The organism is Enterococcus sp. AMC1251 (genome assembly GCF_058216535.1).
The window spans coordinates 3311468-3327016 of sequence record NZ_CM177098.1; the positions used below are offsets into that span (position 1 = coordinate 3311468).

16 protein-coding genes are annotated in these 15549 nt (G+C 35.3%); 4 read left to right on the forward strand and 12 right to left on the reverse strand.

Going from position 1 to position 15549, the window contains the following annotated elements:
- Window positions 1–120: 120 nt before the first annotated feature.
- The gene (locus tag AC4BBR_RS15650) at window positions 121–1554 is read left to right on the forward strand and encodes a DUF1958 domain-containing protein (RefSeq protein WP_490460397.1); all 1434 of its coding nucleotides are present in this window, start codon (window positions 121–123) and stop codon (window positions 1552–1554) included.
- Between the two features lie 157 nt (window positions 1555–1711).
- Here the strand turns inward: AC4BBR_RS15650 and AC4BBR_RS15655 are convergent, their stop codons facing one another.
- From AC4BBR_RS15655 to yfmF, 5 genes are all read right to left on the reverse strand, one after another.
- On the reverse strand, window positions 1712–2377 hold the full coding sequence (locus AC4BBR_RS15655) for a hypothetical protein (RefSeq protein ID WP_490460398.1): 666 nt from the start codon (window positions 2375–2377) through the stop codon (window positions 1712–1714).
- A gap of 271 nt (window positions 2378–2648) precedes the next feature.
- The gene (gene pgsA / locus AC4BBR_RS15660; protein WP_490460399.1) at window positions 2649–3227 is read right to left on the reverse strand and encodes a CDP-diacylglycerol--glycerol-3-phosphate 3-phosphatidyltransferase; all 579 of its coding nucleotides are present in this window, start codon (window positions 3225–3227) and stop codon (window positions 2649–2651) included.
- Window positions 3228–3438: 211 nt separating this feature from the next.
- Window positions 3439–4365 (reverse strand): helix-turn-helix domain-containing protein, encoded by a 927-nt coding sequence (locus tag AC4BBR_RS15665; protein ID WP_490460400.1) that lies wholly within the window; start codon window positions 4363–4365, stop codon window positions 3439–3441.
- A gap of 315 nt (window positions 4366–4680) precedes the next feature.
- Window positions 4681–5973 carry an EF-P 5-aminopentanol modification-associated protein YfmH gene (yfmH, locus tag AC4BBR_RS15670; RefSeq protein WP_490460401.1) on the reverse strand — a complete coding sequence of 431 codons (1293 nt, stop codon included), beginning with the start codon at window positions 5971–5973 and terminating at the stop codon, window positions 4681–4683.
- A complete protein-coding gene (gene yfmF, locus AC4BBR_RS15675) occupies window positions 5966–7234 on the reverse strand; it encodes an EF-P 5-aminopentanol modification-associated protein YfmF (RefSeq protein ID WP_490460402.1) in 1269 nt (422 codons plus the stop codon). The genes yfmH and yfmF overlap by 8 nt, the downstream gene beginning before the upstream one ends.
- 204 nt (window positions 7235–7438) lie before the next feature.
- Between yfmF and mscL the strand changes: the two genes are divergently transcribed.
- Window positions 7439–7888, forward strand: a complete 450-nt coding sequence (gene mscL / locus AC4BBR_RS15680) for a large conductance mechanosensitive channel protein MscL (RefSeq protein ID WP_490460403.1) — start codon at window positions 7439–7441, stop codon at window positions 7886–7888.
- Between the two features lie 126 nt (window positions 7889–8014).
- Here mscL and AC4BBR_RS15685 read toward each other — a convergent pair whose 3' ends face one another.
- From AC4BBR_RS15685 to AC4BBR_RS15700, 4 genes are all read right to left on the reverse strand, one after another.
- Window positions 8015–8287 carry a hypothetical protein gene (locus tag AC4BBR_RS15685; RefSeq protein WP_490460404.1) on the reverse strand — a complete coding sequence of 91 codons (273 nt, stop codon included), beginning with the start codon at window positions 8285–8287 and terminating at the stop codon, window positions 8015–8017.
- Between the two features lie 168 nt (window positions 8288–8455).
- Window positions 8456–8869: a hypothetical protein gene (locus AC4BBR_RS15690; RefSeq protein WP_490460405.1), complete on the reverse strand. Its 414-nt coding sequence runs from the start codon at window positions 8867–8869 to the stop codon at window positions 8456–8458.
- Between the two features lie 16 nt (window positions 8870–8885).
- Complete coding sequence (locus tag AC4BBR_RS15695) at window positions 8886–9068, reverse strand: hypothetical protein (RefSeq protein ID WP_490460406.1); 183 nt, start codon at window positions 9066–9068, stop codon at window positions 8886–8888.
- A gap of 147 nt (window positions 9069–9215) precedes the next feature.
- The gene (locus tag AC4BBR_RS15700) at window positions 9216–10022 is read right to left on the reverse strand and encodes a Tle-like phospholipase domain-containing protein (RefSeq protein WP_490460407.1); all 807 of its coding nucleotides are present in this window, start codon (window positions 10020–10022) and stop codon (window positions 9216–9218) included.
- Window positions 10023–10075: 53 nt separating this feature from the next.
- Here AC4BBR_RS15700 and AC4BBR_RS15705 point away from each other — a divergent pair, with 53 nt between their 5' ends.
- Entirely contained in the window at window positions 10076–10534 is a 459-nt protein-coding gene (locus tag AC4BBR_RS15705) for a DUF1433 domain-containing protein (protein ID WP_490460408.1), read from the forward strand.
- 68 nt (window positions 10535–10602) lie between these two features.
- On the opposite strand, the gene AC4BBR_RS15710 is transcribed toward AC4BBR_RS15705, so the two are convergent.
- The 3 genes from AC4BBR_RS15710 to treR are packed head-to-tail and all read right to left on the reverse strand — an operon-like array spanning window position 10603 to window position 12619.
- Window positions 10603–11034 carry a GNAT family N-acetyltransferase gene (locus tag AC4BBR_RS15710; protein ID WP_490460409.1) on the reverse strand — a complete coding sequence of 144 codons (432 nt, stop codon included), beginning with the start codon at window positions 11032–11034 and terminating at the stop codon, window positions 10603–10605.
- A gap of 51 nt (window positions 11035–11085) precedes the next feature.
- Window positions 11086–11871 carry a sulfite exporter TauE/SafE family protein gene (locus AC4BBR_RS15715; protein ID WP_490460410.1) on the reverse strand — a complete coding sequence of 262 codons (786 nt, stop codon included), beginning with the start codon at window positions 11869–11871 and terminating at the stop codon, window positions 11086–11088.
- A 34-nt stretch (window positions 11872–11905) separates the two neighbouring features.
- Window positions 11906–12619 carry a trehalose operon repressor gene (treR, locus tag AC4BBR_RS15720; RefSeq protein WP_490460411.1) on the reverse strand — a complete coding sequence of 238 codons (714 nt, stop codon included), beginning with the start codon at window positions 12617–12619 and terminating at the stop codon, window positions 11906–11908.
- A gap of 208 nt (window positions 12620–12827) precedes the next feature.
- On the opposite strand from treR, the gene AC4BBR_RS15725 reads away from it, so the two are divergent.
- Entirely contained in the window at window positions 12828–15536 is a 2709-nt protein-coding gene (locus AC4BBR_RS15725; protein WP_490460412.1) for a glycoside hydrolase family 65 protein, read from the forward strand.
- Window positions 15537–15549: the final 13 nt, after the last annotated feature.

Below are 15549 nucleotides of genomic sequence, written 5' to 3' on the forward strand. Positions count from 1 at the left end.
TAACCTAATTTTTGAAAGATTCAAACTAAGAACTCAAGGAGAAACTGGTTTTCCCCTTTTGATAATGACTATATTTATTAGAAAAACCTGATTAATTACAAAGGATGTTTAGATGTTTATATGAAGAAAAGAACTGTTTTACTGAAAATCTGCTCGTTAATATTGGTTATAGGTTATTTTTCTGGTATCTTTAAAGTCATGAATGCCCAAGCTGAAGAGGACATTCTGACGATCACCCAAAATGCCGGCTATCAAACAAATGAATTTTATAAACCTAAAGCCTCAATCGTCATCGAAGCTCATACCGGGCAAGTTCTTTGGGAAGATAATCCTGATTTGAAATGGAATCCTGCAAGTATTGCTAAATTAATGTCTGCTTATCTAGTGTTTGAAGCAATGGCGCAAGGAAAATTCACTTTGGATACAACCGTTAAAGCGACAGAAAAAGACCAAGCTATTTCTCAAATCTATGAATTAAGTAATAATTCGATTGTTTCTGGCGTTGATTATCCGGTTCGGGATCTGTTGTACGCAACCCTTGTTCAATCGTCAAACGTTGCGACTGTGATGCTAGCAAATTTAGTGACTGCAAATGATGAAGCAGAATTTATTCATATGATGAACGATAAAGCAAAAGAACTTGGTATGACCAATTCAACCTTTTATAATTGCAGTGGTGCTGAAACAGGTTCATTTAACGGGTATTACAAACCAGAAGGAATCGATCAAAGTGCCGATAACGTGAGTACTGCTAGAGATTTAGCTATTTTGTCCTATCATTTATTAAAAAATTATCCAGATACTATAGTCTACACCAGTCCAACTCAAATCACGATTATGGAAAATACTCCTTATGCTGAAGTTTTGGAAAATCATAACTATTCTTTACCTGGTCTAGCTTATGGTTATGAAGGTACAGATGGGCTGAAAACTGGCTCCAGCCCCACTGGTGGTTTTAATTATGCTGCAACTGCAAAACGAGGAGATACTCGCTTAATTGAAGTCATTCTAGGTGTGGGAAATTGGGAAGATCAAGAAGGCGAGCTGCAACGGCACACTTTTGGTAACGCAATTTTTGACCGAGCTTTCGCAACTTATGAGTATAAAAAACTACTCTCTAAAGGAGACAACACTATCAGCCAAGAAAAAATTATTTTAGAGCAAGATTTTTATGGTGTGATTCAGCAAAATACTCAGCCTTCATTTAAACTAGCTGCTGATAAAGTAATAATGGAAAATGGCCTTACTCAAGTTTCACCCACCATCAAAGCGCCTAATGGTAACTTTAAATATGCAACAAAATTAAAAGCACTACAAAATTCTGTTGCTACGAAAAAAGGTAAGAAAAAAAGTGCCTTATCTACATTTTTTGTCAATGGTTTGCTGATTATTTTAGGTTTATTATTAATCGCTTTATCAAAGCTATTAATAAAAGAACCCTCAGAAACTAGTAAATTTAAAAAAAACAACTTTCTATTAGCTCTAGGCGCCCTATTTCTTCTTATAGGAACTGTTTTGAGCATCTATGCAGTAGTAGTTGGACCTTGGGTTTAACAAGTCTCAAGCTTAAGTAATTCGACTAAAAACGGCACAATGCATATAGCGCATTGTGCCGTTTTTAGAAAATTGCCGAAGAATCTGAGTTTTTCTCGCTGTTCATTCGTCATAATTTTTAAAAGATTTATATAAATTTAGATAAGAACATTGAGAATTATTTATTTTTTTTAAGTTGTTTGATTTCTTTTTCGATTTGATCAATTTGTTTACCTAAAGCTTTTTGTTCGTTTTTATCGCGTGAGATCTTTTTCTTGTTAATCAATTCTTGCTTTTCTTGGATCAATGCAGTGATTTTAGCTGCGTTATCTTCAACTGGTGTTGATGGAGTTGTTGTATTCCCTGTTGAACCACCTACTGAACTATTATTTTTTAACGCTTGGATTTCACGTTCGATTTCGCCGATACGAATACCTAATGCTTTTTGTTCTTGCCAGTCACGGCTAGCTTTTTTCTTGTTGATTAATTCTTGTTTTTCTTGAATCAATGCAGTGATTTTAGCTGCGTTATCTTCAATTGGTGTTGATGGAGTTGTTGTATTCCCTGTTGAACCACCTGTTGAACTATTATTTTTTAACGCTTGGATTTCACGTTCGATTTCACCGATACGAATACCTAATGCTTTTTGTTCTTGCCAGTCACGGCTAACTTTTTTCTTGTTGATTAATTCTTGTTTTTCTTGGATTAATGCAGTGATTTTAGCTGCATTATCTACAAGTTGAGCTGAGTTGGCATGCGCTTGAGTAGCAGTTGCAACAAATCCTGTTCCTCCGATTGATAAAGCTAAACCAGCAACTACTGCACCTTTTACAAATTTGTTCATTATAAATTCCTCCAATTATTTTTTTGTTCGAACACTACTGTTTATATAATAATAGTCCCGATACACAGATTATACCTGCTATTTCAAAAAAAGTAAACTATTATTTTATAAATAGTAGCGATAGAAATTTATATGTATTTATAAGAAAAGAAAAAGGGCTATTTATCAGACTTTGTAGCTCATATTTTGCAAAAAAATTTTTTTATAAAATAAAAAAAATCTACCTTTTTTCCTTAAAATAAAGCAGGAAAGGTAGATTTTTTAATACTCATTACATTGATCCTTTAAATACATCTGCATTCTTCACAAAATAATCTACTCCAGAATAAATTGTGAACAGTAAACAAACATACAACATGATTTGATCTAATGGGAAGCCTAGAGAAGCAAAAGGAATATTATTGATGAATAATAATATAATCGCAACCATCTGTGTTGCTGTTTTTACTTTCCCTGGCCAAGCAGCAGCCATCACTTCGCCACCTTCAACTAGTAATAATCGTAATCCGGTCACTGCTAATTCTCTACAAACAATGATTGCGACAACCCAAGTAGGTGCTTTTTGTTGCCCCACTAAAACGATAAAAGCTGTCATCACCAGCATTTTATCTGCTAAAGGATCAGCAAACTTACCAAAGTTGGTAACTAAGCCCCGCGCTCGAGCAATCTTTCCATCTAGCCAATCGGTAATACTTGCAACGGCAAAAATAATCGCCCCAACTAACTGAGTAATCGCTAAAGATGTTCCAGCTATTGTAATCGTGCCCCAATCCATTGGTATACTGACGACAACAATAAAAATTGGTATCATAAATATTCTGATAACTGTTAATTTATTTGGTAAGTTCAATGCCTTTTACCCCTCTCTTTTCATTCCTATTTTACGTTATCTTACAGAAGGTGTCACGAAAAAAGACACATTTCTATTCTAAAGAGAATCATTTAGGTATATTTCGTCGTCGTCTCAACAAATGAGCGAGAAAAATACTTACTATGGTTTGTCATCCATCGTAAATTTTCCTCGCTCATCATTATGAACAAATTAAATCATTTATTTTTTCTTATTGCGGTTGGATTTGTTCTGTTTGTTCTGTTTGTGCATATGCTAACGTCAAATTGATATTTCTTGGTCCAATTCCTGCATTATTAGGATTGAACTCAGCTTTTTGACCATCCAATTTGAACTCCATATACTCAGACGCACCTAGACTAATGACCACTTGTGCCGTTCCAGCTGGAATGTCAACAGATTTTGGCTGTCCAGGTTGAATTGTTTCTTGATAGAAGTAGCCATTGTCATTGTTAGTCGCTGTTGCAATATAAACACCAACCCAACAAGGTCCTGTTACAGCACTAAACTCAAGCTTAGCTGGACTTGCTACGTTGACCGCACTCATATTCACCGTCACTCCAGATTCATTCTCAAATTTCACTTCTGTCGTAGCTTTTGGTTCGGAAGAAGTAGTAGAACTTGATTCTGACGACTCTATAGTGCTTGAAACAAGCGATTGGCTTGATTCAGAAGAAGAATCTCTGATAACTTCAGAGGCTGGCGGCTGGATCATTGGTGTCGCCTGCCGATCTTGCCATGTAATATAAAAAACAACGACTGCAATCGCTAATCCAATCAAAGAAAAAATAACCGCTGGTAAACTGCGCATAAAACGCTTAGCTTGGCTGTTTTCGTCATACATTCGTGTCCGTGACTCATCTAATGTTTCATATTGAACCGCATCTTCTATATCTTCTGGTTCATCTATACCATCATAAATCTCAACTAACTCATTGCCATCTAACCCGACTGCACTTGCGTACTGACGAATAAATGCACGCACATAAAAAGTCCCTGGCATAGAATCAAAATCATTTTCTTCGATTGCAATTAAATAGCGTTTTTGTGTTTTAGTAATTTGCTGCAGTTCGTCTAGTGACATATTTTGCTGCAGTCGTGCATCTCTTAATTTTTTTCCTATATTTACGCTGGCCACTCGTCCATCTTCTCCAGTCTCTCTAATTTATCAGTTTTGCCAAAATCACTTAGGCGGTTTTAATCGTACAGCTTTTTAGTAAATAAGATAAAACACCTCTGAATAGGTCTTTATCTAACTGCTCTTTTATATACTTTACCATTTGTTTTTTATAGTAAAAATAGTTCAATCACTTGAGTCCTTAATCAAATAGTTAAAACTATCTGTTCATCCAACTATTCTAAGGATAACACAAAAAAATACCGATGAGGATAACATTTTTGAAAGTTTTAACTAAATATCGGACTTTTTTATACATGTCACTTCGAAAACTTATTACTTTTTAGGATACATGTAAAAGCGACTTAGTCCAGCTTTATTGATAAATGATTGCGCTAATTCTTTCACTTCAGCTAATTGAACACTTTCAATCACTTCTGGCGTATCAAACAACGTCGTTTCACCATAGAGCGATTGCGAAAATTGGTTTGCAATGTATTCTAATGAATTTAACGATTGAAAATACTTTCCGATCATTTTTTTCTTTAGTAAGCATAAGTTTTCCTCTGTTACTTCTGAACTTTCGTCTGCAGTCAAAAGAATCTCTTCCATGCGTTCAGCTAATTGTTCTGGATAATCGCTATCTCCACCAAAATCTGCAAAGTGAAAGCTACGATCTAAAGTAAACTCGTAGCCAAAACTATCATCCAACAAACCTTCATTGTATAGATTCAAATAATTTTGTGATGTATTGCCAAATAGCAATTGAAACAACAAATTCGCTGTTATCTTATATTTAAGCAATTCTTTGCCGTTAGTTGGAACTTTATCTAATCCTTTCAAACCAACAATCACTTTAGGACGACTGATAGCCATAGAAAGAGAGCTTTCTTTAATAATATCTGCCTCTGTTTCTTTTGGAAAATGACGTTTGATTGGCTCAGCTTTCGCAAATGTTTTTGCCGACTGATTGTTGCGGATAAAGGTCATCATTTCTTCTGGATCCATTTTCCCAACAACAAATAATGTCATGTTGCTTGGGTGGTAGAAGGTATTGTAACAAGTATATAAGTCTTCTGCTGTGATTTCTCCAATACTTTCCACGGTTCCTGCAATATCAATATGCAGAGGATGTTTTGGATAAAGATTGCCTAATGTGCCGAAAAATAAGCGCCAGTTAGAATCATCCAAATACATTTGGATTTCTTGTCCGATAATCCCTTTTTCTTTATCCACTGTTTCTTTAGTAAAATAAGGTTCTTGAACAAAATTTAGTAATGTTTCTAAGTTTTTCTCTACTTGATCTGTTGTTGAAAACAGGTAGCTTGTTTTTGTAAAGCTGGTAAATGCATTGGCGGAAGCCCCTTGACGCCCAAATTGTTGAAACACATCCCCATCTTCTTTTTCAAACATCTTATGTTCTAGAAAATGAGCGATTCCATCTGGTACTTTTACAAAGTCTGTTTCGCCGAGTGGTACAAATTCATTATCGATTGAACCATAATTTGTTGTAAACAAACCATAAGTTTTGTTGTACTCTTTTTTCGGTAGTAAATAGACAGTTAAGCCATTATCTAGGACTTCTGTATAGAGAACTTCATTGATTTGAGGATATTCTTTTTTATTCATCGACTTTTTCTCCTTCCAAAAAGAAAATGGCTTGTAGTTGCACTAATTTGGCAACACGCTGAACGTCTGCCAAGGTGACAGCTTCCATTCGGCGAATCCACTCGTCATCTTTTAAACGAAGGTGAGGAATTAAATCATTTAAATATTCATTTTCTAACACAGCACCTACATTGTCTAAAGAAAGTAAGTATTGATTTTTTAACATTGCTTTGGTTTGTTCGATTTCTAAGTCTGTCACATTTCCTTGACGGATGTTGTCTAATTCTACTGAAATCAGATGCAAAACTTGATTGCGGTTCTTGCCATCGATTCCTGTCTGAACACTTAGAAATCCACGGAATGTATCGATACTACTAGATGCATAATAAGCTAAATTTTCTTTCTCGCGAACATTCATGAATAATTTAGAATGTGGAAATCCGCCGAATACACCGTTGAAAATTTGCAACGCAAAATAGTTTTCGTCGCCATAATAGACATCCGTATGATAGCCTAAATTCAATTTTGATTGCGCCAATGTTTCTTGTTCAGAACGTTCTTCGATCACATTTCTAGCTGGTCGAGCATAGAAAATATCTGCAATACCAGACGCGCGATCTTCGAATGGTAGTTTGCTAAACAGCGCTGTTACTTCCGCTTCATCCACATCTCCAAGAACAAAAATATCCACTTGGTCTTCTCGTAGCATTTGTTGATGATAGGCCGCCATACTCGCAGCTGTTTCTTTTTGTAAATCAGCAATAGTTCCGAAACTTGGTATTTTTTGCTCGTCAGATTGGCTGAAATATAAGTTTTGTAAAGATAAAGAAGAATACGCTTGCTTGTCTTCTGAAATGCTTTCGTAATAGGCTGTTAAATTTTCTTTTTCACGTTTGAATGTCTCCTTATCAAATTGCCCATCAATAATATTTGGAAAAAATAAAATTTCTTTCACGAAATCAGCCGCATCCGCCAAGACATGACCATTTTTCAGATATTTATCATTGACTAAGTTCATTGAAAGGTTCCACCAATGTAAGTTTCCTTTTTTATTCACATGAATCCCAAAACTAGCACCGTATAACTCCGCTAATTTTTCACTTAATTTTACTTGGTCTGGGTAGTTCAAACTGTTGGTTTCCATCAAACTGGATAAAAGTGTTCGCTTTGTGATTGTTTCTTTATTCAAACGCGTATTAAAACGAACCAAAATACGCACTGTTTTATATTTTTCTGTTGAAACAACATGTAAGTTAACTCCTTGTGCTAATGTGATCGGCATCTTGTCAGCTCCTCTTTGTTTTCATCATAATAAAGCCCAGTCTGAAATACAATCATCTGGCTGTTTTTAAATGTTTTTTTAAGATTTTCTATATTCATTTAATTATAGCACAGCTCAACTGTCTTTCCTGGATGTAAGAGTTTTTCATTTCAATTTTTTTAATTTTTTCTGTATACTGAACTTGAGAAAGGGAGGTTAAGCCTGATGATTAAAGAATTCAAAGAATTTATTATGCGCGGAAATGTCCTTGATTTAGCTGTTGGGGTCGTTATTGGTTCTGCTTTTACTGCAATTGTTACTCAAATCGTTAATGGGTTGATTACACCGCTCGTTAGTCTAGTATTTGTATTGACTACAGGTAATAAAAGCGCTGATGATGCATTAGGAGCACTCGTTTTTCATATTAAAGGCGTAGCATTCAATATTGGTGATGTGATCAGTGCACTTATTACATTTTTAATTACTGCTTTTGTTTTGTTCCTAATCGTCAAAGCTGTCAACAAGATGAAAAAGAAACCACAAGATGAGGAAGAAGAGGTTGCTGGTCCTACAACGGATGATTTATTAGAACAAATCCGTGATTTGTTAGCGGCTCAAAATGCTGCGAAAATAACTGATGGTTTGAAAGACAACACTGAAGATATTAAAAAGTAACAGTCAAAGAGAACACCAACTCAATTTTTTAAATTAACTTTCCTAACAAGTGCATCTGCATTTTTCGGGAAAGTTTTTGTTTGTATTAAGGCAGTACAAACATTTCAATAATACTTGTAACTGGATTTAATCTCCCAAGTTCAAGTTTACCGTATCCTCATCCGCTTTTTCGATTGGAAGAACCAAGTGTAGATGATCCCGTTTTGGTTGGGGTTTATCTGTCATATGCTCTGTCCACTTCGCTACCATTTTTTGTGTTTCCAGCATTATTTCATGGATATTTTCTAACTTTTTACTTGCTTTTTCATCTACTTCTCTCTTGTTTTTCTGATGTTGCGCAAGGGTTTCCTGTCCTATCTTGCGTATTGCTTCTTTTTGACGTTCTTTTTCCTCATCCACAAAACCACTCCTATTCCTGTTAGTTCATTTTCAAAGTTGTATAACACTATGGCAGCACAGAAATCTGTTTCTCTCATTTTTTATATCTCATTTATTTTTATATACTTACAATTATTCTAATTCCAAGCTATGTTATCCAAACTCAATCTTCATTGTTCTACTATTTTTTCAAGTAATAGACTCACACATCCCACTTGCTTCAATTACACTATTTCTCATTACGGATACCTCATGAGCAAATGAAGTACCCGCTTGTCCTTTGACCATATCTGGAGCATTTTGAACGAATGTTTCAACGCTACTTCTTAGATTAAACTGCTCCGTCCTAATTTTATTTTGCATTTGTGCTGCTTCCTCTTTTAGCGGTTCAAATATACTGACACATTTTGCTTGCAGTGCAATTTTTTGAAGTCTTTTTTTCTCCAATTTTTGGTACTGTTCTAATTGAATCTTGTATAATGTAATGGTCGCGGTATTCGATTTCTTTAAGCTCGATTCAAATGTAATTTTTTGCTGTAAACTTAAAATAACATCACTATATGACTCTCCACCAACATTAAAATCCATCCCTGATAAATCCATTTTTTTCTCTCCTTAATTAAAACGCCGTTGCTATTTGTTCATCTGCTGCTTCTGCTGTAACAGCTGCCATGCGTAAACTATGGGCAAATTCGCCTAGATTGTCTCCAATCGATACCATCTTGTCCTTTAATTTTTTAACGACTTCTGGGTTATGAGCATAGTACTGATCCCCTTTAGAATAAGGTGCGACCGATTTCAAGATATCTTGGATTTCATGATCTTCTAACTCAGAATAAGCCCCACCACTAGATTCACTTCGTATATGTTTTTTGTAGAGCTATTACTTCTTCGCCTTCGTCCCATTCATATTGTTCGATTGTTTTTTTGATGCCTAATGCAGTACTCTTCATGTCATCGTATTGGACAGCAGTCGCCCGAAGTAATGCCGGGCAAATAGCCGCATGATACTTCCATCACCATTAAACATATTCATGAAAGTATCAGTAGGGTGTCCACCTAATGTTAATAAACTCATGATAAACGTTTCTAACTCTTTATTACTTTTAGTGAGGACTCGCTTTCCAACTAAAGGCATACCAAATTGATCAAAATTTCCAACACTATCATTCATATGCGTGTAATTTGTAATTTTATCTGTGGCATGTCCGGCATCAACCCATTTTTTTGCTTTTTCACTCAATAATCGATAAATATTTGGGGCAGAAAAGACTGTGGCATACTCTCCAAACTCAGCAGCAACATAAGAGGCTAAACCAGCACCTAAACTATGTCCTGTGTAATCAAACGTTGTATTTTTAAAACGTGGATCCTTTTTTACTTGTTCAGCAAAAGCCAATGCCGTATCGAATTGACTTTTGACTTGAACGGGAACACGTATGGTTGTTCCTGGGACATGTACATTTTGGTATTTATCTTTTTGACCCATGGTGACTTGTTGAACATCAGCGCTTAGGTCACCATCCATATCAGCAAGATTGGTTCCTTTATAAGAAATCGTGATATTAGACATATCAGGGGTCCCATTAACGATAGGCGCAACAGCAATCCCTTGTGCTCCATTTTTATCAGGATTATTTAAAATTTCCACTACTTCATATTTTTTATTATCTAATCCCTTAATTCTGTCCCCAATTTGTAACCCTTGATACGCTCCAGTAGTTATATCAAAAAAATCTTTATCTGTCTTACTCATTGTTGTTCTCCTTATGTTATACTTATATTCAATTATGACACAAAAAGGACACAATGACTATGAAAACTAGGTATAAATTTTTAATTGGGATAGGAATAATAATAATAGGGGTGGCAGGATTGAATTATTACAGCTATAAGGACTATATGGAAAAACAGAAAGAGCGTATAGAGTTATTCTTTAACTATAATTATGACAATATTGATTCTCTTACTTTTTCAGAAACAAAAAAAACTCCTATAGGCTCACTCGATTTTCATGGTTATTTTAACTCTGACAAATCGAATAGCTTTATAGGAAGTGTAATGCCTTATCAAAAAGAATTTGAAGGTAATGTAGTAATTAAAGGTGCATTTGATAAAAAGAATGCTAAATTTGAGGATGGAAAAACATATTCTGTTTCTGAAATAGAAAAAATTAAACGAAAAGAACGGCGAAAAAAGCAATCAACGGATTCTAGTTCTTGGTTTTCTGATTCAGCTGGTTTATCAAAATATGCTGATAAATTTTAGAATTGTTTGGACTCTACTTAATGCAAAAAAAGTTGGCACACATTTTTCATGCGTGCCAACTTTTTTAATTAGTTTCTTCTCATCTGAACATGAGGGATATCATCTTCTAAATATACATCCGAAATCACTTCAAATCCAAAAGCTCCGTAGAACTCTATCAGATGCGCTTGCGCACCGATAATAATTGGGCGATTTGGATAGTTATCTTCAACGACTTTTAACGTTTCCTCTAAAAGCTTATTTCCTAATTTCTTCCCACGATAATCAGGATTTACTATTACTCTACCAAAAGTTACTGTATCTCCTCTATCAATGATTCGGGTATAGCCCACAATATCTGATCCTACTTGCAACCAAGTATGCCAAGCAAATTCATCAGCTTCATCCACTTCTTGATAAGGACAATTTTGTTCAACTACAAATACAGCGATTCTCAACTTTACGATTTCTAGAAATTCCTTAATCGTCAATTTTTTAAACTCTTTTACATGATAGTCCATTGCATTGACCTCCTTGACACATCAAATAGTGTAAAATAATCGTTTTAGTCATCAAATAAATAGTTGTATACCATTCCATAAATTTAACAATAATACCAAAAGAATAACAAGTTGAAATACTTGGGTCACTCGTTCAGAGGAAATTTTCCCACTGATCAACGCGCCCACAAAACCGCTAAAAATGGCAGCTGGAATTATATAAAATAGGATCGCAAGATCAAATCGCCCAAAACCCGCTGTTTGCGCGATCGTAAATATTTTTGCTGCCTGCGAAAAGAAAATCGTAATGATCGAATAAACCGTTGCTTCTTTGATCGGAATTCCAAAGCACAGCATCAATAAAGCTACATTGATCGGTCCACCACCGATTCCTAATAACGTAGAAACAAACCCCAAAAATAAGCCAACAATCACATACCATATAGGGTGAGATAAATTAAAGGAACGCTCCTTGCCAATTTTTGTATAGAAATAGGCAAATAACAACGTGATGATTGTCAAAACAATTTGAATCAATTGAACGTATTTTTCATCAGAAAATAATCGCAACAAAATTTCGAACACCGAATTCCCAGAAATTCCGCCTATTACAGAACCTAAAGAAACTAATGCTGCAATTGGAATTTGCAACCTTAACCCATTTTTCATCTGCCTCATTGTAGAGACAATCGACATTGTGAAAACTGCTACGCTAGAATAAAATGAAATTGCAGCTAACGGGTGAAAGTGCAGTGTATCTAACACAGGTTTTATGATCACGCCGCCGCCCATTCCTGAAATAGCCCCTACTGTATTCGCCAAAATGATAACAATGAAATAAATAATCCCTATATACACAATTTTTCCTCTCCTAAAAGCAATTAATTTTTCTTTAGGCTTTTCTTCGTCTGGCAAAATCAACGAATTTGAATTTATCCAATCTATGCCTAGACTCTGTGTATTCAAAACAACGTGTATCTTCTAAACTAACTACACTACGAACAACAACTACATGGGTATCTTCTTGAATATCCATTAATGTACGATCGTCTTCTGTCACAACTTCTACTGTTATCTCTTTTTGCGCGTAGCTGATCACTAGCCCTAAATCGTTCTCAAAATAATCATAGATAGAGTCTACTGCCCGCTCCTCAGGCAACTCATTAATAATGTCTTTTAGTAAATAATCGATATCAACGATCACAACTTCTCCGTCAATCTCCCTTTGTCGAACTAAACGCCAAACTGCAGTATCTTTCTTCCATCCTGTTAAACGAGCCAAAGATTCACTAACATGCTCTTCTTTCAGTTCCACAACTCTAGTGACACTATGTATTTGTTGCGCACTTTGCAGCTCTTTATAGCTGATAACACCAGAAATCGGTAAATCGAACTTCCTCACATTTAAAACGATCGACCCTTTTCCTTGTTGCTTTTGGATATACCCTGCATTGATCAGCAAATTCAACGCTTTGCGAATTGTTTCTCTTGAAACAGAATACTGTTCAACTAATTGATTTTCACTTGGCAACAAGGTTCCAGGCTGATAAGCCCCCTCTAAAATCCCCTTTTCAAGTTCTAAAAATATATCATGAAATTTATTCATTTCCATCCCTCCACACTAGGATACTCACAGAAAATAATAGCACATTCTTCCTTAAAAAAATAGCTTTCTAAATAAGTCTACTTTTAAACTGAAACAATTCTTTTAGATTATCCGACTTGTATTTATAAGCATTTCATACTATAATGAAAACGAAAACAAGAACATGTCTATACAAGTTGGAATAAATCTTAGTCAGGAGCCTATTATAATGAAATTTCTTTTACTTACACTTACGCAAAACAGTCTATATGTTCAGGAAAAGGAGCAAAAATCTATACTTTCAGAACAGACATTTTCCTTCACTGATTTTGAATTCCCAAAAACAGTGACCACTTTAACCACACAAATCAAAGAACACTTTCCAACAGCAACTGGAGCTGTTTTTAATAATGTAACTGATAAATTTTATGAACAAAATACACAAGTAACAGCTTTGAACACAAGCACGGAAAATCTTATCAAACTTTTTTCAGAGCTATTGAATATACCTATTCTTACCTTTTCTGAATTAGAGTCTGCTACAGATTTAGCCGTAGCATTTAAAGAAAAATCAGAGTACTTAACTTGGAATTTAGATTATTTTGGCTATACTCCTGGCAAAGAAGAATATTCCGTTGAGTCCTTACTGACAATCGGCAACGGCTTTATGGGCTTGCGAGGCACAACACCTGAGATGACCCTTTCAAAAGACCATTATCCTGCCACTTACATTGCTGGACTTTACAATGAAGAAAAATCTGAAGTTGCTGGTCAAATTGTTGAAAATGAAGACTTTGTCAACACACCAAATAATCAATATATCAGCTTCAAAGTAGATGGCTCCGACGGATGGTTGACTCTTGAAACAGCCACATTGCATTATTTGCACAGAAATCTAAACTTAAAGACAGGCTTGTTTTCTTCTCATATGATTATTGAAGATCCCTACCAGCATCAAGTAAAAATAACAGCTAAAAAAATAGTCAATATGGCTAAAAAAAATAATTATAGCATCCAATACTCGATCAAACCATTGAATTTTTCTAAAAACATTATAGTCAAAACAACAACTGACGGCTCTGTCTACAATTTCAATGTTGAACGATACCGCAATCTAACAGCTAAGCATTTCCATGTAACTCAATTACTTGCAGAAAAAAACAATTCAATGATCGAGGTTCAAACCAATCAATCGAAAATAAATGTCAAACAAATCGCAACAATCGCAGGTGATTTTTTTGAAGCTGATGCGATCAAAAATTCTATTGGTAAAGAAATCATTGAACAAGAAATTACTTTTTATGCAGTGCAAAATAATACGTATACGCTCGAAAAGCAGGTCCTAGTTAAAGCCTCTATAGCAGAAGAAAACTGGAAGACTACCTTACTTCCGGCAACTTCTTTTGACTCAGAATTTACTGAGAGCGCACAGGCTTGGGAGACATTATGGAAAAAATCAGATATTCAAGTGACAGGTGATCTAATGTCCCAAAAATTGTTGAGAATCCATACATATCATTTATTAGTTTCAGCTTCCCCATTTAATAATAATGATTTGGACGTTTCTGTAACTGCACGCGGCTTGCATGGTGAAGCCTATCGTGGTCATATTTTCTGGGATGAGATTTTTATCTTGCCATTTTATATTCTGCACTTCCCTGAAACTGCCAAACAACTGTTGATGTATCGCTATAATCGCCTAGGTAAAGCGAAGAAAAATGCTCAAAAAAGTAACTATGCTGGTGCGATGTATCCTTGGCAATCTAGCCTTGATGGAAGCGAAGAAACACAAAAACTTCACTTGAATCCTTTGAATGGCGAATGGGGAGAAGACCATAGTATCCTTCAACGCCATGTCTCGTTGGCGATTGCGTATAATGTCTGGATGTACTGGAACAACTCTGGAGATGACCAGTTCATCAAAGAATACGGCGCTGAAATGTTAGTAGAAATTGCGGACTTCTGGCGTAGTGCTGCAACATTCGATGAAACAACCAATCGCTATTATATCGATAAAGTCATGGGCCCCGATGAATTTCACGAAGCTTATCCAGATAGTGACGAAAGTGGCTTAAAAAATAATGCTTATACCAATTTGATGGTTGTTTGGCTATTTGAAGAGTTGGAAAATATTCTCTCACTATTAAATACGCAAGAACAAACAGAATTATTTAATAAAACAAGCATCACACAGGAAAATCTAGAAAAAATGAAAGACATTCGCAAACGCTTATCAATCGAAGTCAATGAAGACGGGATTATCGCTCAGTACGAAGGCTATTTTGATTTAAAAGAAATCGATTGGGAAAAAGCAAAAGAAAAATATGGTAATATTTATCGGATGGATCGTATTTTAAAAGCGGAAGGTCAGTCTCCCGATGATTATAAAGTCTCAAAACAAGCAGATACCTTGATGTTGTTCTATAATTTAAATAAAGAAAAGATCGATGAAATCTTAGAGGAACTTGGCTACGATTTACCTGCAGATTATCTTGAAAAAAATCTTTTGTACTATTTAAACAGAACATCACACGGCTCAACGTTATCAAGAATCGTCCATGCACAACTAGCAGAAGAAGTAGCTTTTCATGATTTGTCTTGGACGTTATACCAAGAAGCTTTATATTCTGATTATCGAGATATTCAAGGTGGGACGACGGCTGAAGGAATTCATACAGGTGTGATGGCAGCTACAATTTATGTCACCTTGACCACTTATGCTGGAATTGATATCAAAAAGAACGACCTGATAATTCAACCAAACTTACCGAAAAATTGGTCTGATATAACTTTTAATATAAACCACAAAGGGATTCATTATGACGTGACTATTTCAAAAAGAGCTGTTCACGTTTGTCCCTCGCAAAACGTCACGGTAATCGTACAAAATCAGCCTTATAAGCTAATTGCCCATGAAACAACAACAATCAACTATTAAAATCAGACAGGAG